General features: G+C 69.0%; 13 protein-coding genes and 1 tRNA gene. 5 read left to right on the top strand and 9 right to left on the bottom strand.

The window, feature by feature from the left end; all coding sequences use genetic code 11:
• Positions 1-136: 136 nt before the first annotated feature.
• Together glmS and glmU are read right to left on the bottom strand one after the other, a co-directional pair.
• Positions 137-1,963, bottom strand: a complete 1,827-nt coding sequence (gene glmS, locus Q0Q47_RS10230) for a glutamine--fructose-6-phosphate transaminase (isomerizing) (protein WP_293858397.1) — start codon at positions 1,961-1,963, stop codon at positions 137-139.
• A gap of 167 nt (positions 1,964-2,130) precedes the next feature.
• Positions 2,131-3,507 (bottom strand): bifunctional UDP-N-acetylglucosamine diphosphorylase/glucosamine-1-phosphate N-acetyltransferase GlmU, encoded by a 1,377-nt coding sequence (gene glmU / locus Q0Q47_RS10225; RefSeq protein WP_293858394.1) that lies wholly within the window; start codon positions 3,505-3,507, stop codon positions 2,131-2,133.
• Positions 3,508-3,896: 389 nt separating this feature from the next.
• Between glmU and Q0Q47_RS10220 the strand changes: the two genes are divergently transcribed.
• From Q0Q47_RS10220 to Q0Q47_RS10210, 3 genes are all read left to right on the top strand, one after another.
• Positions 3,897-5,537 carry a glucan biosynthesis protein gene (locus tag Q0Q47_RS10220; RefSeq protein ID WP_293858391.1) on the top strand — a complete coding sequence of 547 codons (1,641 nt, stop codon included), beginning with the start codon at positions 3,897-3,899 and terminating at the stop codon, positions 5,535-5,537.
• Positions 5,513-7,693, top strand: coding sequence for a glucans biosynthesis glucosyltransferase MdoH (gene mdoH / locus Q0Q47_RS10215; protein ID WP_293858388.1), 2,181 nt, complete (start codon positions 5,513-5,515; stop codon positions 7,691-7,693). Before Q0Q47_RS10220 ends, mdoH begins: the two co-directional genes overlap by 25 nt.
• A gap of 200 nt (positions 7,694-7,893) precedes the next feature.
• Positions 7,894-7,968, top strand: a tRNA-Lys gene (locus Q0Q47_RS10210).
• A 57-nt stretch (positions 7,969-8,025) separates the two neighbouring features.
• Here Q0Q47_RS10210 and Q0Q47_RS10205 read toward each other — a convergent pair.
• On the bottom strand, positions 8,026-8,226 hold the full coding sequence (locus Q0Q47_RS10205) for a hypothetical protein (RefSeq protein WP_293858385.1): 201 nt from the start codon (positions 8,224-8,226) through the stop codon (positions 8,026-8,028).
• A gap of 222 nt (positions 8,227-8,448) precedes the next feature.
• Here Q0Q47_RS10205 and Q0Q47_RS10200 point away from each other — a divergent pair, with 222 nt between their 5' ends.
• Both Q0Q47_RS10200 and Q0Q47_RS10195 read left to right on the top strand, forming a co-directional pair.
• Entirely contained in the window at positions 8,449-8,667 is a 219-nt protein-coding gene (locus Q0Q47_RS10200; protein WP_293858382.1) for a hypothetical protein, read from the top strand.
• 30 nt (positions 8,668-8,697) lie between these two features.
• Entirely contained in the window at positions 8,698-8,922 is a 225-nt protein-coding gene (locus tag Q0Q47_RS10195) for a DUF6719 family protein (protein ID WP_293858379.1), read from the top strand.
• 41 nt (positions 8,923-8,963) lie between these two features.
• On the opposite strand, the gene Q0Q47_RS10190 is transcribed toward Q0Q47_RS10195, so the two are convergent.
• The 6 genes from Q0Q47_RS10190 to Q0Q47_RS10165 all read right to left on the bottom strand — a co-directional run bounded on the left by Q0Q47_RS10190 (position 8,964) and on the right by Q0Q47_RS10165 (position 16,195).
• The gene (locus tag Q0Q47_RS10190) at positions 8,964-10,250 is read right to left on the bottom strand and encodes a TadE/TadG family type IV pilus assembly protein (protein ID WP_293858376.1); all 1,287 of its coding nucleotides are present in this window, start codon (positions 10,248-10,250) and stop codon (positions 8,964-8,966) included.
• 348 nt (positions 10,251-10,598) lie between these two features.
• A complete protein-coding gene (locus tag Q0Q47_RS10185) occupies positions 10,599-11,660 on the bottom strand; it encodes an adenylate/guanylate cyclase domain-containing protein (RefSeq protein ID WP_293858373.1) in 1,062 nt (353 codons plus the stop codon).
• Between the two features lie 19 nt (positions 11,661-11,679).
• On the bottom strand, positions 11,680-12,399 hold the full coding sequence (locus Q0Q47_RS10180; RefSeq protein WP_293858370.1) for a dienelactone hydrolase family protein: 720 nt from the start codon (positions 12,397-12,399) through the stop codon (positions 11,680-11,682).
• Positions 12,400-12,471: 72 nt separating this feature from the next.
• A complete protein-coding gene (gene lysM / locus Q0Q47_RS10175) occupies positions 12,472-12,918 on the bottom strand; it encodes a peptidoglycan-binding protein LysM (RefSeq protein WP_293858367.1) in 447 nt (148 codons plus the stop codon).
• A 277-nt stretch (positions 12,919-13,195) separates the two neighbouring features.
• On the bottom strand, positions 13,196-14,479 hold the full coding sequence (locus Q0Q47_RS10170) for a peptidoglycan-binding domain-containing protein (RefSeq protein ID WP_293858364.1): 1,284 nt from the start codon (positions 14,477-14,479) through the stop codon (positions 13,196-13,198).
• 102 nt (positions 14,480-14,581) lie between these two features.
• A complete protein-coding gene (locus tag Q0Q47_RS10165; RefSeq protein WP_293858361.1) occupies positions 14,582-16,195 on the bottom strand; it encodes an ABC transporter ATP-binding protein in 1,614 nt (537 codons plus the stop codon).
• Between the last annotated feature and the right edge of the window lies 1 nt (position 16,196).

The following is a 16,196-nucleotide window of genomic DNA, read 5'->3' as shown; positions in this document are numbered from 1 at the left end:
AAAGCCTGCGAAGCAGGCGGGCCGCGCGGCCTGCCCAGAATGAGGAAGATCGAAGCGTTTGCAAGGACAGGTTTAAGCCCGGAAGGCTTGCCCCTTGCGGTCAGGGGCGCTCACCGGAGCGCCCCTCCTCCCCGGCTCATTCGACGGTGACGGACTTCGCCAGGTTGCGCGGCTGGTCCACGTCCTTGCCCAGGTGCACGGCCGTGTAATAGGCGAGCAGCTGGATCGGGACCGAGTAGACGATCGGCGCGAAGTGATGCGCCATCGCCGCCATGGCGATGGTGTCCATGCCCTCGATCGCCGCCTCGCGGATGCCCGCCTCGTCGGAGATCAGCAGGATCCGGCCGCCGCGCGCCGCGACCTCCTGCATGTTGGACACGGTCTTCTCGAAGACCGGATCGTGCGGGGCGATGACGATGACGGGCATCGTCTCGTCGATGAGCGCGATGGGGCCGTGCTTGAGTTCGCCCGCCGCGTAGGCTTCGGCGTGGATGTAGCTGATTTCCTTGAGCTTCAGCGCGCCCTCGAGGGCCAGCGGGTAGCTCGTGCCGCGCCCCAGGTACAAGACGTCCTCGACCTTGGCGAGGCGCGTGGCCACCTGCTCGATGGCGCCCTCGCGCTTCAGCGCCTCGGCGATCTGCCCGGGCACCGCGATGAGCTGGGTCGCCAGCGCGGCGCCCTCCTCCTTCGACAGCGTGCCGCGCGCCAGGCCCGCCGCGATGGCCAGGCAGGCCAGCACGGTGAGCTGGCAGGTGAACGCCTTCGTCGACGCCACGCCGATCTCGGGCCCGGCCAGCGTGGGGGCGACCACGTGGCTTTCGCGGGCGATCGAGGAGGTCGGCACGTTGACCACGGACAGCACGTGCTGGCCGTGCTCCTTGGCGTAGCGCAGGCCGGCCAGCGTGTCGGCCGTCTCGCCCGACTGCGACACGAAGATCGCCAGGCCCTTCTCCGGCAGCGGCGCGTCGCGGTAGCGGAACTCGGAGGCGATGTCGACCTCGACCGGCAGACGCGCGAAGCGCTCGAACCAGTACTTGGCGACCATGCCAGCGATGAAGGCCGTGCCGCAGGCCGAGATGGTGACGCGGCTCAGCGAGGCCCAGTCGAAGCCCGCCTCGAAGGGCAGGCGCACGGTGCCGTTGGCCATGTCGAGGTAATGGGCGAGCGTGCGCCCGACCACCTCGGGCTGCTCGTGGATCTCCTTCGCCATGAAGTGGCGATGGTTGCCCTTGTCGATGATGAAGGCGTCGGTGGCGCTCTTCTGCTTGCGCCGCGACACCGCGTTGCCCTTCGCATCGAAGAAGCGGGCGCTGGACCGGTCGAGGATGACCCAGTCGCCGTCCTCCAGATAGGTGATGGTGTCGGTGAAGGGCGCGAGCGCGAGCGCGTCGGAGCCCAGGTACATCTCGCCCTCGCCGTAGCCCACGGCCAGCGGCGCGCCCTGGCGGGCCCCGATGAGCAGGTTGTCCTCGCCCTCGAACAGGAAGGCGAGCGCGAAGGCGCCGCGCAGCTGCGGCAGCGCCGCCTGGACGGCGCGGGCGGGATCGTTCACCCGGGCAAGCTCCCGCGAGACCAGCTGCGCCACGACCTCCGTGTCGGTCTCGGTCTCGAAATGGGCGCCGTCGGCCTCGAGCGCCTGACGCAGCTCGCGGAAATTCTCGATGATGCCGTTGTGCACGACGGCGAGCCGGTCGGTGGCATGGGGATGGGCATTGCGCTCGGACGGCCGGCCATGCGTGGCCCAGCGGGTGTGGCCGATGCCGATGTGCCCGGACAGCGGCTCATCGACGAGCCGCGCCTGCAGGTTGCGCAGCTTGCCTTCGGCGCGGCGGCGGCGCAGGCGGCCCTGCTCCAGCGTCGCGACCCCCGCGGAGTCGTAGCCGCGGTACTCGAGCCGCTTGAGGGCATCGACGATCAGCGGAGCGACCGGCGTGACACCGAGAATTCCAACGATCCCGCACATCGATTAGGCCTCCTGGTCAAGTCTTGCCCAAGGCCATGATCATGAGCCCAGGACCTGATCGGGTCACTTAGGACGTGAAGGGCCCCGCCGCCAAATCACGTATCTTTACAGATCGTAACGGCAGAGCCGCACTTTGCCCCTAACCAATAGGGGTCAGATTTGCGACGTCAGCGACCGTGTTTCTTATTAACGTTATTCTCACGAAACGTCTTGGCCCAGCCATCCTTGACTGTCTGGCGGCCACGCCCGATCGCCAGCGCGTCCGGCGGCACGTCGTCCGTGACGACCGATCCAGACCCCACGAAAGCCCCTGCCCCGATCGTCACCGGCGCGACCAGCGACGAGTTCGACCCGACGAAGGCGTTGTCGCCGATCACGGTGCGGAACTTGGAAAAACCGTCGTAGTTGCAGGTGATCGTGCCGGCCCCGAGATTGGCCTCGGCGCCCACCGTGGCGTCGCCGACATAGGTCAGGTGGCTGACCTTGGCGCCCTGGCCGATGTCGGCGTTCTTGATCTCGACGAAGTTGCCGACCTTCGCCTTGGCCGCGAGCCGGGCGCCCGGGCGAAGCCGCGCGAAGGGCCCCACCGAGGCCCCCGCCGCGACGTGGGCGCCTTCCAGATGGCTGAACGCGTGGATCACCGCCGGCCCTTCCACCGTCACCCCGGGTCCGAACACCACGTTGGGCTCGATCACGACGTCGGGGCCGAGCACCGTGTCGTAGCTGAGGAAGACGGTCTCGGGCGCCACCATGGTCACCCCCGACCGCATCGCCGCGGTGCGGGCCTTCTCCTGGAACAGGCGCTCGGCGAGCGCGAGCTGGACGCGGTCGTTGACGCCCATGAGCTCCGATTCGGGGGCAACGTCCGCGGCGCAGACGAGCCCCTGCCGGTTGGCGATCTCGACGGCATCGGTGAGGTAGAACTCGTTGGCGGCGTTGCTGCAGCCGATGGCTTCGAGGATGGCGAGGGCGTCGGCGCCGCGCAGCGCCATGATCCCGCCGTTGCACAGGCGGATGGTCCGCTCCTCGTCCGTCGCGTCCTTGTGCTCGCGGATGGCGACGAGCCGCCCGTCGCGTATGATGAAGCGGCCATAGCCCGTGGGATCGGCGGCCTCGAAGCCGAGCGCCACGACGGACGCCGCCGCAAGTCCGGCCCGCATGCGACCGTAGGTCTCGCCCTCCACGAGCGGCGTGTCGCCGAAGGCCACCAGGATCTCGTCGTAGCCGCGCGCGATCGCCTCGCGCGCCGCCAGCACCGCGTGGGCCGTGCCGCGCTGCTCGGCCTGCACGAAGATGTCCGCCTCCGGCAGGATGCGGCGCGCCTCGGCGGCGATGGCCTCGCGCCCGGGGCTCACGACGACGGCGATGGCGTCGGCGCCGGCGGCCGTCACGGAGGCGATGGCATGGGCGAGGAGCGAGCGGCCGGCGACGGGGTGCAGCACCTTGGGAAGGGACGAACGCATCCGTGTCCCGTTGCCGGCGGCGAGCACGACGGCGAGGCAGCGTCCCTTGCGGGATCCCAAAGCGGCGGCGGCAGTGGTCATTGGCTCTGGGCCCCTCGTGACGTGTGGTCTCGGCTCATGGCGTATCGCTATACGCGAAAATTCTTGATCGCTCGCTTCGCCTCATAGCGTAGGCGCCCGTGGGCCGTCGACACGCCTCCTGCCGGGGCGCGCGCCGGTTCCGGATCGATTCTTGCTGCAATGCCATATTCTTTCGACGGATTCGACTTTCATTGCCTCCATTTTGTGCTACCTCGAAAGCAGTTTCGCCGGACTGTCCGCTGGTTCTCCCTCCGGCGGCGGACGTCCGGCCGGGTTCGGCGCTCCGGAGCGCGCCGGGCCCTCACGGGTGCTTCGGAGTGAACGATTTCGGCCCTGAGTCGATTGGGGACGAGGTTGAAGTGTGTGAGGTCGTGGCCTCAGGCCGGTCCATGTCGCGTGATGAAGACACTCCCCTGCCCGTTTCGACGGCTTCATCCGCCGGCTCCCCGGCGGAACACTCCGGCGCGCCCGTCGTCCGCCCGGGCCTGGATCGCCGCGCGCTCCTGGCGGGGCTCGCCGCCGCCCCCGTCGTCCTGAGCGGCGCACAGGCGCAGAGCCAGTCCTTCACCGCCACGGCCATCCAGTCCGCGCTCGGCGAAGGCCAGCGCTTCACGCCGACGACGTTGCAGGACCTGGCGAGGCTCCTGGCCAAGAAGCCCTACGTGGCTCCGCCGTCCGAGCTTCCCGAGCCGTTCAGCAACCTGAACTACGAGCAGTACATCGGCATCCGCGCGACCCCGTCGGCGGTGCTGTGGGCCAACGAGGGCCGCGGCTTCACCATCGAGCCGCTGCACCGCGGCTATGCCTTCATGAGCGCGGTGTCGCTCTATGCCGTCGAGGACGGGCTCGTCCGCCGCGTCTCCTACGACCGCAGCAAGTTCGACTACGGCAAGATGCAGCCGGCGGCCAACGTGCCGGATCTCGGCTTCTCCGGCTTCCGCGTCTTCGGCGACGGCCAGAGCGGCCGGCAGCGCGAGGTCGCGATCTTCCAGGGCGCCACCTTCTTCCGCTCCTCGGCCCGCGGGCAGAACCTCGGCGTGATGGCGCGCGGCCTGACGCTGAAGGCCGGCGACCCGAAGGGCGAGGAATTCCCGCAGTTCAGGGCCTACTGGATCGAGCAGCCGAGCGCCAAGAGCGACAGCCTGATCATCCACGCGCTGCTGGATTCGGAGAGCGTGTGCGGCGCCTACCGCTTCACGCTGCGGACCGGCGACGTGTCGATCATCGACACCGAGGTGATGCTGTTCCCCCGCGCCGCGGTGGAGAACTACGGCATCGGGGGCATGACCTCGACCTTCTTCTTCGGGCCGAACGACCGGCGCAACGTCGACGACGTGCGCCCGGCCGTGTTCGAGAGCTCGGGCCTGCAGATCCACAACGGCAATGACGAGTGGATCTGGCGCACCGTCTCGAACCCCGAGACGCTGCAGATCTCCTCCTTCGTCGACAACGGCAACCCGCACGGGTTCGGGCTGCTGCAGCGCGAGCGCGACTACAACGCCTTCCTCGACGACGACCAGAACTTCGAGCGCCGCCCGAGCCTGTGGATCGAGCCCATCGGCGAGTGGGCGCCGGGCATGGTGCAGCTGTTCGAGATCCCGTCCGATTCCGAGATCAACGACAACGTGCTCGCCTATTGGCGGCCCAAGCAGCCGCTGGTGGCCGGCGGCGAGGCGAGCTTCGCCTATCGCCAGTTCTGGTGCTGGCAGATGCCGGACCGTCCGGCGCTGGCGATGGTGACGGGGACCCGGGTCGGCCGCGGCCGCACCAACACCCAGCGCCGCTTCGTGGTCGACTTCTCCGGCGACATGCTGAAGTCGAGCCAGACCATGGCCGAACTGAAGCCCGCGCTGTCCGCCAGCCCCGGAACGCTGTCCAACATCAGAATGTGGCCTTATCCCGAACGCAAACTGGTCAGGATCGGATTCGATCTGGAGCCCGGTAGCGACAACCTGAGCGAGCTTCGGCTCGTTCTCGAGGCAGGCGGAAAGCCGGTAAGCGAGACATGGCTGTATCGTTGGACGCCGTAGAACCCGGGAGGGGCACGCGGTCGCCCCAGGCGGGCGACCATGGCGCCCTGCCGCCCGAGCATCCGCTGGCGATGCCGGTTCAATCGCTGTCGCAGTTCCCGCGGTCCCAGCGACGCAAGCCCGTTCGGCCCCGCCGCACGCCGTGGCTGGCGCGCCTCTTCGTGTTCGCCTGCGCCTTCGCCCTCACCTTCTGGGGTGCGAACGAGATGTACCGCGTGGTGTCGATCTCCAAGGTCACGCCGCTGCAGTGGGCCCTGGTGGCCCTGTTCACGATCAACTTCTCGTGGATCGCGCTCGCCTTCACCAGCGCCATCGTCGGCTTCGTGACGCTGCTGCGCCGGCGCGCGCAAAAGCCGCTGCCGACGCGGCTGCAGGCCATGACCGCCGTGGTCATGCCGGTCTACAACGAGGCGACGGCCCGCGTCTTCGCCTCGCTGCAGGCGATGATGGAGGAGATCGACGCCACCGGGCTCGTCGACAACTTCGACTTCTTCATCCTGTCGGATTCGACGCAGCCCGACGCCTGGATCGCAGAGGAGCGCGCCTTCTACGCGCTGCGCGAGCGCATGGGACCGCGCTTCCGCATCTACTACCGGCATCGCAAGCGCAACATCGGCCGCAAGGCCGGCAACATCGAGGATTTCGTCACGCGCTGGGGCGGCGGTTACGAGCACATGCTGGTGCTCGACGCCGACAGCCTGATGACCGGGCCGTGCATCGTGCGCCTCGCCGCCGCGATGGAGGCCGACCCCGACAGCGGCATCATCCAGTCGCTGCCCCTCATCATCAACCGCAACACGCTGTTCGCCCGGCTGCAGCAGTTCGCCGCCCGCATGTATGGCCCGGTGATCGCCACTGGCCTCGCCGTGTGGTCGGGCCGCGAGGGCAACTACTGGGGCCACAACGCGATCATCCGCACGCGGGCCTTCGCCGCCCATTGCGGCATGCCGACGCTCTCGGGCAAGCCGCCCTTCGGCGGCCACATCCTGAGCCACGACTTCGTCGAGGCGGCGCTGATCCGCCGCGCCGGCTGGACGGTCTACATGCTGCCCGAACTCGACGGCAGCTACGAGGAGAGCCCGCCCTCCCTCATCGACCTCGCCACGCGCGACCGGCGCTGGTGCCAGGGCAACCTCCAGCATTCGCGCGTCATCGGCGCGGCCGGCTTCACCTGGCCCACCCGCCAGCACTTCGCGACCGGCATCTTCTCCTACCTCGCCTCCCCCTTCTGGCTCGCCCAGCTGGTGGTCGGCATCATGCTCGTGCTGCAGACGCGCTACGTGCGGCCGGAGTACTTCTCGAAGGACTTTTCGCTGTTCCCGGCCTGGCCGCGATTCGACGCGGAGCGCGCGCTGCAGCTCTTCCTGATCACCATGGGCGTGCTCCTCGCCCCCAAGCTGTTCGGCCTGATCCTGGCGCTGATCGAGGGCGCCGTGCGCCGGGCCAGCGGCGGCGGCTTCAAGCTCGTCGTCTCGTCGATCTTCGAGGTCATCATGTCGGCGCTCATGGCTCCGATCCTGATGCTCATCCAGTCGGGCGCGGTGTTCCAGATCGTCGCCGGCCGCGACACCGGGTGGAACCCGCAGCGCCGCGACGACGGCTCGATCCCCTTCAAGGACATCGTGCGCCGCCACCGCGGCCACACCGCCTTCGGCCTCTTCGCGGGCATCTCGGCCTTCATGATCGCCCCTTCGCTCTTCGGCTGGATGTCTCCGACGATCGTGGGCCTCGTGCTGGCGATCCCGATCTCGGCCGCCTCGGGCCAGCTCTCCCTGGGCCTCGCGCTGAAGCGCGCCGGCCTTCTGCTGACGCCGGAAGAGACCAGCGCGCCGCCCATCGCCTCGCGCGCCAACGCGCTGATGCGCGAGTTCGCGGCCTATGGCTTCGACGACGCCAACGCCATCCGCGCCATCCACGGCGACCCGCTTCTGCGGGCCCGCCACGAGGCCATGCTGCCCGCCGCCGACCGCCGCCGCCGCGGCGAGATCGACCGCGACCGCGTGGTCGCCGAGGCCAAGGTGGAGGACGCCGAGACCATCGAGGACCTGCTCGAGTGGCTCCATCCGAAGGAGACGATGGTGGTGCTGCACGAGCGCGCCCTCCTCGGCCTCCTGGCGAGCCTGCCCGCGCGCGACCAGGCCATGGCGGCGGAATAAGCCACCACGCCTGGACCGGCGTGCTGGCTGGGCGGCCTGAAAGGTCTCGCTTCCGCCATGGCCCGGGCGGCCGCCGGACCCGCTCTCCACCCCAATCCTCCTGCGGCGGCCCGCCTCTCTTGACCGTCCGGTCTGCCACGGGTACGCAAGGCCCGCCGGCAACAGCGGCACCGACCGCGGCCCTGCCGCGCCTCCAGGTCGGGCGGGTAGCTCAGTGGTAGAGCAGCTGACTTTTAATCAGCTGGTCGCGGGTTCGATCCCCGCCCCGCTCACCAACGATTTCATGACTTGAGAGAGCCCGGCGGAGTGTTCCCGGGCATCGGCCGCACCACTCACCGCGGGACGACGATCACCCGCACGACCGCGTCCACGCGGTCGAATGGGACGAGGCGTTCGCCGGTCCCGTCGATGACGAAAAGGCCGGAGGCGGCGTCGAGACGCGTCACCCGGGGCATGTCGTCGATTTGAGCGTAGTGCCCCACTTCGCGCACGCGGTCGCCGGACTGTGCGTCGCGCTTTGGAATGAACTGCACGGCCTGCAAGATTGCCCCCGACGCGCCGTCAGGCGCACAGCGACAATGCTCAAGGGGCCGTAACGTTCCTGCGTACAATTTGACGCAGGCGCACGCCGTCGGCCCGCGCAGGCGTCTCGCGGTGGCTGGTGCTCAGGCGCCGGCCCGTTCCGCGGCCCGGTTCAGGGGCCGACCGTGGATACGCCCGCCCCCGCCGTTTGCACCAGGTGGGTCTCGGCGGCGATGGCGAACAGCACCGTGATTGCGACAGTGATCAAGAGAACCAAGCGCATGCATCAACCTCTTTCGCGCACCAACGCCGACGAGATTGAAAGGTTCGAGCGGTCCCTTGGACGGTCTCGTCGCGAGCTGCGCCAGACGTCGCGGGCCGTCGCGCCGGCCGCACGCGTTGCGCTGGACGCCGCTGAAACATTCGCGCAAATTAATTCAACTTGGACGTGAAGGTCCGCAATGCTCAGGAAGGATTCCGCCATGCGCCTTGCCCTTGTCCTCGCCGGCTGCCTTGCCGTCGCAACGCCTGCCTTCGCGCAGCAGATCCTCAAGAAGGAACCGGAGCGCGGAGAGTTGCGGAAGGGACAGACGGTCTACGTGGACGACGGCACCTGCCCCAAGGGGCAGATCAAGGTGGTGACCGCCGGCAACAACGTGGGCAGCGGCGGTCGCGCCCGGCAGAAGGAGTGCATCAAGCGGCCCTGACGGCTGGCGACAGGCCTCGAGGCAGCGCCAGCCGGTCGCACTCAGTTGGTCAGGTGGGCCATCGCGGTCGCCTTGTCGAACAGGGCGAGCATGGCTTCCGTGATGCCCTGGGACGGCGAGACCTCGAAGAACAGCCCGGGCGAGGCGCAGGCCTGCATGTTGGCCGAGATCGTCGCCTGGAACGGCTTGATCCAGGTGTTGTACCAGGCGTTTGTCGGCAGCGGCAGGTAGGTGGTGTAGAGCACCGCGATCTTGATGCCGCGGTTCTTGATCGTGGTGCATTGCGCGGGGTTGATCGGCATCTGGCAGCGGTTGGCGCCGGAGACGGGCTGGCTGCAGCCGGCGGCCGTGGTCAGGTTCTGGTCGGCCACGCCGTCGGACACGAAGAACAGGATCTTCTGCGGGTTCGCCGCCGTGCTGCCGTCGCCGGGTGCCGCGATCTCGCTATTGATCGACGCGAGCACGTCGTTCATCGGCGTGTCCATATCGTTGTTGTAGTTGTTGTTGGGCACCGTCATCAGGTCGACCGTGCCGGCATTGGTCTTGGCGTTGGGCAGGTTGCTGGTGAGCGGCTGGACCTTCGTCAGCTTCGCCGCGGGCGCCGTCGCCCCGAAGGAATAGACCCCGACCCGATACTGGCCGGCCGTGGCCGTGGCGTTGGCGTTGTCGATGAGCGCCTGGGTCGCCGTGCGCACCACGTCGATGCGCATGGTCACGCCCAGCGTCTTGGCCTTGTTGTAGTAATTGTTGGCGTTGGACGTGTCGTGGCAGGCGAAGGCGCACTGGTCGGGCGTGTTCGCCACCATCTTGTTGATGTCGGCGGTCGTCGCGCCCACGCCCATGGAGGGCGTGTTGTCGAGCAGCATGTAGAAATCGATGTAGGGGAGCTTGGCGGACGAGGCCACCGACGAGCCGGTGAAGCCGATCGAGGAGAAGCCCAGCACCTGCATGAAGGAGGTCTTCACCGAGCCCGAATAGGTGAGCGTGGCGGTCCGGGTCAGGCCCTGGTCGACGACCTGGAGATCCGCGCCGGCGACGGTGGCGTTCTTCACGTCGTCGCTCTGGGCGCTGAAGACCGAGAGCCCCGAGGCCTTGGCCGACGTGGTGTCCCCGCCCGACGCGACCTTGCCGACGGCGGCGAGCACCGCAGCGTCGGCGGCCACGGCCATCTTGGTGCGGGCCGAATAGTAGTAGCCGTAGTCGACCGCCCCGCCGACCATGCCGACGGCCGGCACGAGAAGAATGGCGAACGGCGCGCTGAGCCCCCCACGGCAATCGGTGAGGACGCCCCGCAGGGCGGAGCACACGGCGGCGAGAATGCGGGACATGATCTGAACCTTGAACGTCGGCGGCCACTCCGGCCATCCGGGCCCGCCTGGGTCCGGCCTTGTCATCCGTCGGTCCTGCAGGCCCTCACGACGCATCGCGTGATCATGCAGACAGCAAGCCCGGCTGCGACCGCAACGGTGGCGTCCGCCACGACGATCATCACCGGCACCGACATTTGACCGAAAGAACCCTGTCGCTTTGTAATGAGCTTCGCAATAAATGCCGGAGCGCGTGGACAACGCTTTCCTAGCGCTTCGCAGCACCCGGATGAATCGGGATTCACCATCACGCAGCGTGGGACGGCGCGGGGGGCGTTCATCCTCGGCCGCGTCGCGCGGCGCGCCGGTTCACCGCTCGAAGGCGAGGTCGCAGGGACGCAGCTGGACGCGCCGTGCGCGACCGCTCCGGTCGCCGAACGTGCCCTCGGCGGTGTATTCGTAGAGTGAGCCGACCGACGCGCCGAAGGCGACGTTCGGATTGTTGACCACGCCGCGCGCCGTGAAGCGCGCGGCCCCGCCCGGCGCGATCACCCCCTCGATCTGGAAGGACCCGGGCTGCCCGGGCGTGCCCAGGCCGCCTTGCAGGCGTCCGCCGCTGACCGTGGTCACGAGCCGCAGCACGTACCCGGCCGACCGGGGGCTCTCGACGGCGGCACAGGTGACGGTCAGCCGCCAGGTGCCGTCGAACGCGCCGTCCGCGGCGGGTGACAGGGGCGGCGTCGTGGCCGGTCCGGCGGTCGCCGCCACCATCGCCGGCTGCACCGCGGGAGCGGACCGGCTCCACCACGCCCAGGCGCCCAGCGCGACGACGGCCACGGCGAGCCCGGCTCCGGACGCCACCAGCCAGCCCGGCAAAGATCGGCGCGGCGGCGCGCGAGGATCCAAAGATCGCCCGGGAAACTCGCCCGGGCCGCGGACCGCGAAGACGCGCACCAGTTTGGAGATGTTCTTGACCTGCTTCTCGCCCTGGTCCTCGAAGGACGCGGAGACCTTTCCCTCCACCTCCTCGTAGATCTTGCTGGACACGAGCACGGAGCCCGGTTCGCACAGGGCCTCGAGCCGGGCGGCGACGTTCACGCCCTCCCCGTACACGTCCCCGTCCTCTTCCACGATGATGTCGCCGAGATTGATCCCGACGCGCATCCGCAGGCCGTCGGCGTCCTCGGTCAGCGACCGCTGCAGGTCGATGGCGAAGGCCACGGCGGCGATGGGACTGGCAAATTCGGCGAGGAAGCCGTCGCCCGTCGTCTTGACCAGACGCCCACGATGCTTCGCCAGACCCGGATCGATGAGGTCGTTGCGCAGCGCCTGAACGCGCCGCACGGTGCCCTCCTCGTCCTTCTCCATCAGGCCGGAAAAGCCGACCACGTCGGCAGCGAGGATGGCGGCGAGCCGCCGCGTGCTGATCATGACGGCGCCCGGCGCGACCTCACCGCCCCCTGCCCACGCCGGCGGCGCTCATGTGGGCCGCGGTGCGGCGAACGGCGTCGTTGGCACCGGCGTCGCGATAGCTGTTACCGCCGATGGCGAAGGCGTGGTTGGCCTGGGGATACTCCACGAGCCGGATCGGACGCCGCTGGGCCTGGCCGGCCTTCACGAGGGCGCGCGCCGTGGCGATGAGGCAGCAGTCGCGATAGCTGTCCTGCGTCGCCGCCAGGACGAGCGTCGGCACGCCGACGCGCCTGACGAAGGCGTCCAGGTCGTCGATCCACGCGGTGAACGGATAGACGGCCACCACCGCCGCCACGTCGGGGGCCATCCTGGTGCCGTAGGTCAGCGCGGCTGCGCCGCCCAGCGAGAAGCCCACGACGCCGACCGGTCCCGGCAGCGCGGAGGGCGCGGACTGCGCCGCCTTGACGGCGGCCCGGAAGGGAACCTCGCCGCCGGAGCGGAACAGGTCGTTGCCGTCCGCGAGGACCACGGAGAAGCCCTTGTCCGCGAAGGTCTTGGCGAGATGCGCGTAGCTGGAGGGCCCGCTCTGTCCCGACACCACGAGCAGAGGCGGCCCCTTGCCCTTGGGCGGCGCGATGGTCTGGAAGGACTGGGCCCCGGCGCCCGAGGCGGAGACGAGGACCGCGGCCAGGGCGAGGGCCGGCACGTGCCTGCGGCCGCGTGGCCCGGCGGCACGGGAGAATGCAACGAAGGCCATTCCCCGGTCCTCACGCCGCGGGAAGCAAGGACGGCCGGCAGCACCCCTGCCGGCCGCGGCTCGACGCGGGCGTCAGGCCTTGGGGGGAAGGCGCAGCACCCAGCCCGGCTGGATGAGGTCGGGGTTCTTCACGGGCGGCGAGTTGGCCGCGACGATCTCGGTGTAACGGGCCCCCTGCCCCTTGCCGAAATGATGCTCGGCGATGGCCCAGAGCGTGTCGCCCTTCTTCACCGTGTAGAACTCCGCCGGGGGCGTTTCCTTGGTGATGATGAGGTCCGCCGTGTCCACCGTGGCGACGCCGATGGTGTTGCCCGCCGCCAGGATCAGCCGCTCGGCCTCCTCCTGCGTCATGGCCTTGCCCGAGATCTTCACGGTGTCGCCGTCGACGTGCAGCTGGACGCCGCTCGTGTCGAGGCCGGTCGACTTCACGGTCTCGGTGAGCGTGTCGTTCGTCGCCGCCTGCGCCTTGCCGCCGAAGAGCTTCGCGCCCGCGTCCTTGATGAACTTGAACAGTCCCATGGGGTCCCTCGCATCGATTATGACCGACAGGTTAACGCGCCCACGACGACACACAATCTAAAATTGCATTTATTGTCCCGGTGCGTTCGGGATCGCCCGCTTCGCGAACCTCCAGCTTGCACATCCCTCCCGGCGTCCTGGCCCGGCCCTCCACGACTTCGGGACGGCCCCTGCAAAGTCGTGGGTGCCCGGGCCAGGCCCGAGCATGACGGTGGAGAGGAGGTGCAAGCGCCGGAGGCGCGTTGCGGGGCCGCGCGGGCGAGCAGACCGCGCGCGCTCAGTAGCCGGCGACCTCGGCGAGCTTGGCCTGGGTCAGGGGGCCCGGCACGCCGTCGATCTTGAGCGGCGGATAGGCCTTCTGGAACCGCCGCACGGCACCGTCGGTGATCGGCCCCATGATCCCGTCGACGGGACCGGCCGCAAAGCCCAGCGCGTTAAGGCGGAACTGCACGCCGGTGAGATAGCTCGCCGGCGGCGCCTTCTTTCGGCCGGCCGAAATGTAGATCGGATCGAGCCTTATGACGGTCCGCCCCTTGGCGCGTTCCTTGTAGCTCTCGAAGCTGCCCTGCAGCACGACCGGGTCGTGCTCGGGTGCGATGGGCGGGATCGGCGGCGTGACGACGTTCACGGGCAAGGCGAACTCGACGCCGTTGGGCGTCTGGATCGCGGCCACGCCCTCCAGCGCCAGGAAGGACCCCCGCGCCAGCTTGGCGGCATATTCACCCGTCAGGCGCGCACCGTCGATGATCGCCGCGCCAACCTTGTTCTGCAGCAACTCGACCTGCTGGAAGCGGCCATAGTTGAGATTGTTGACGAGTTCCTCGAGCGAAGCGACATACTTCCCGCCGTAGTCGGCGAACTTGACGACGCCGTTCACGCGCATTGCCACCACGGAATGGAGGAGTTCCTCCGTCGCACCGCCGACCGTCCGGACCGTGGCTCTGATCGCGAAGATGACCGGACCGCTTTCGCGCTTCGCCACCGCCACGACGTCGCCGATCGACTTCAGGCCGTGGACCTCCTTCACCCGGCTGCCCAGCCGCTTGATCGTCGGGATCAGCTCCTCGACCCACGCGCCCAGAACCTTGAGACTCGGATCCTGCGGGTTCGGCTTCAGGTCGGACGCCTTCTTGCCGAGGGCCTCGGCCATGTCCGAGACCGTGACGAACAGGTTCTTGCCCTTGGTGATCGAAACCGCGTTGTTGACGGCCTGGAACGTGCACGGCCCGTCCACGCCGGCCACCTGCACGGCGAAGCGGATGCGGCCCGTCTGCATGAGGGTGCGAAGGTAGCGCGCGGCCATCCCGCCGGCGCGGCCCAGGGGCCCCACGATGACCAGGAGGCGCAGCAGGTCCGATCCGACGCCCTTCACGCCCCCTTCAGCGAAGCCCTCGCCGAAACGAAGGACGTCCACGAGGCCGGATCCCAGGTCGATGACGGTCTGGATCGCGGCGGCTCGTCCCCAGTAGTCCGGGTTCTCCTGGACCCATTCCGTGAGGATCTCCTCGCTTTCCTTCTTCTGCTCGTCCCACCAGTCGGCAATGTCGGAAAGTGCAGCCACGACGCATCCCCGCCCACGTGCTCAGTCGAAGCTCAACGTTGAGCACCGGGTTGAACCCCGTCAAGGCAGTCATGTTCTGGCGTTAACGCGCAGCTTTCGTAGTCATTCGATTGCTTGAGCGGACAGGAACGCCGCCGCCATGAGCGCCTTCGTGTAGGGCTCCTGCGGGTCGGCAAAGATCTGCTCCGTCGTGCCGCGCTCCACGACCTTGCCGGACTTCATCACGAGGATCTCGTCCGAGAGCGCCCGCACCACGGAGAGGTCGTGGCTGATGAAGAGGTAGGACAGGTCGTACTGGCGCTGCAGGCGGCGCAGCAGGTCGACGATGTCCTTCTGCACCGAGCGGTCGAGGGCCGACGTCGGCTCGTCGAGCACGACGAGCCGCGGCTTCAGGATCATGGCCCGGGCGATGGCGATGCGCTGTCGCTGGCCGCCCGAGAACTCGTGCGGGAAGCGGTTGCGGGCGGACGGATCGAGGCTCACCTCCTCGAGCGCCTGGGCGGCGCGCCGGTCGCGCTCCGACCGCGTGACGCCGGGCTCGTGCACCAGCAGGCCCTCGGTGATGATCTCGCCGACGGTCATGCGCGGCGACAGCGAGCCGAACGGGTCCTGGAACACGAGCTGCAGCTGCTTGCGCAGGGGGCGCATGCCGTCGCGCCCCAGCGGCATCAGGTCCCGGTCCTCGTAGCGCACGCTGCCGGCCGCCGGCGTGAGCCTGAGGATGGCCCGGCCGAGCGTCGACTTGCCGGACCCGGATTCGCCGACCACCCCCGTCGTGCCGCCGCGCCGCAGCAGCAGGTCCACCCCGTCCACCGCCTTGAGTTCGCTGGATTGTCCGCCGAAGAAGCCCTTGCGCAGCTGGAACGTGACCCGCACGTCGCGCGCCTCGATGACCGGCGGCGAGTCGTTGGGCGGCGGTTCCTTGCGGCCGGTGGGCTCGGCCGCCAGCAGCATGCGGGTATAGGCCTCCCGCGGCTGGCTGAAGACCTCGGCGGTGGCGCCGGTCTCGACGATCTCGCCGCCCTTCATCACGACCACGCGATCGGCGAAGCGCCGGACGATGCCGAGATCATGGGTGATGAACACGATCGCCATGCCGAAGCGGCGCTTCAGGTCGGCCAGCAGCTCGAGGATCTGCGCCTGGATGGTCACGTCGAGCGCCGTGGTGGGCTCGTCGGCGATCAGGACTTCCGGGCGGTTGGCCAGCGCCATGGCGATCATGACGCGCTGGCGCTGGCCGCCGGAGAGCTCGTGCGGATAGGAATCGAGCCGCTCCTGCGGACGCGGAATGCCCACGAGCGTCAGCAGCTCCAGGGCGCGCGCCCGCGCCGCGCCCTTGGACATCTTGCCGTGGGCGCGCAACGGTTCGCTGATCTGGTCCCCGATCCGGTAGAGCGGATCGAGCGAGGTCATCGGCTCCTGGAAGATCATGCCGAGCCGGCTGCCGCGGAAGCGGTTCAGCTCGCGCGGGGAGAGCCCCAGGATCTCCTCGCCGGCCACCTTCACGGAGCCGGTGGCGAAACCGTTGGAGGCGAGCAGGCCCATAACGGCCATCATCGTCTGGCTCTTGCCCGAGCCGCTCTCGCCGACGATGGCGAGCGTCTCGCCTGGCGCCACGTCGAGGCTGACGCCGCGCACGGCCCGCAGCTCGCCGTCGGTGGTGCGGAAGCGGACGTCGAGCGCGCGCAGGCTGAGGATCGGGGCTTCGGCCGACATC

This window comes from uncultured Alsobacter sp., from assembly GCF_945952055.1.
Classification (GTDB): domain Bacteria; phylum Pseudomonadota; class Alphaproteobacteria; order Rhizobiales; family Beijerinckiaceae; genus Alsobacter.
The sequence above is the reverse complement of the archived record's forward strand: the minus strand, read 5'-3'. Positions and strand labels throughout refer to the sequence as shown.

Bases quoted from the DNA above. Each gene is read 5' to 3' on its own strand.
- glmS (WP_293858397.1), bottom strand. From the start codon at position 1,963: ATGTGCGGGATCGTTGGAATTCTCGGTGTCACGCCGGTCGCTCCGCTG.
- glmU (WP_293858394.1), bottom strand. From the start codon at position 3,507: ATGACCACTGCCGCCGCCGCTTTGGGATCCCGCAAGGGACGCTGCCTC.
- Q0Q47_RS10220 (WP_293858391.1), top strand. From the start codon at position 3,897: ATGTCGCGTGATGAAGACACTCCCCTGCCCGTTTCGACGGCTTCATCC.
- mdoH (WP_293858388.1), top strand. From the start codon at position 5,513: ATGGCTGTATCGTTGGACGCCGTAGAACCCGGGAGGGGCACGCGGTCG.
- Q0Q47_RS10200 (WP_293858382.1), top strand. From the start codon at position 8,449: ATGGCGAACAGCACCGTGATTGCGACAGTGATCAAGAGAACCAAGCGC.
- Q0Q47_RS10195 (WP_293858379.1), top strand. From the start codon at position 8,698: ATGCGCCTTGCCCTTGTCCTCGCCGGCTGCCTTGCCGTCGCAACGCCT.
- Q0Q47_RS10190 (WP_293858376.1), bottom strand. From the start codon at position 10,250: ATGTCCCGCATTCTCGCCGCCGTGTGCTCCGCCCTGCGGGGCGTCCTC.
- Q0Q47_RS10185 (WP_293858373.1), bottom strand. From the start codon at position 11,660: ATGATCAGCACGCGGCGGCTCGCCGCCATCCTCGCTGCCGACGTGGTC.
- Q0Q47_RS10180 (WP_293858370.1), bottom strand. From the start codon at position 12,399: ATGGCCTTCGTTGCATTCTCCCGTGCCGCCGGGCCACGCGGCCGCAGG.
- lysM (WP_293858367.1), bottom strand. From the start codon at position 12,918: ATGGGACTGTTCAAGTTCATCAAGGACGCGGGCGCGAAGCTCTTCGGC.
- Q0Q47_RS10165 (WP_293858361.1), bottom strand. From the start codon at position 16,195: ATGTCGGCCGAAGCCCCGATCCTCAGCCTGCGCGCGCTCGACGTCCGC.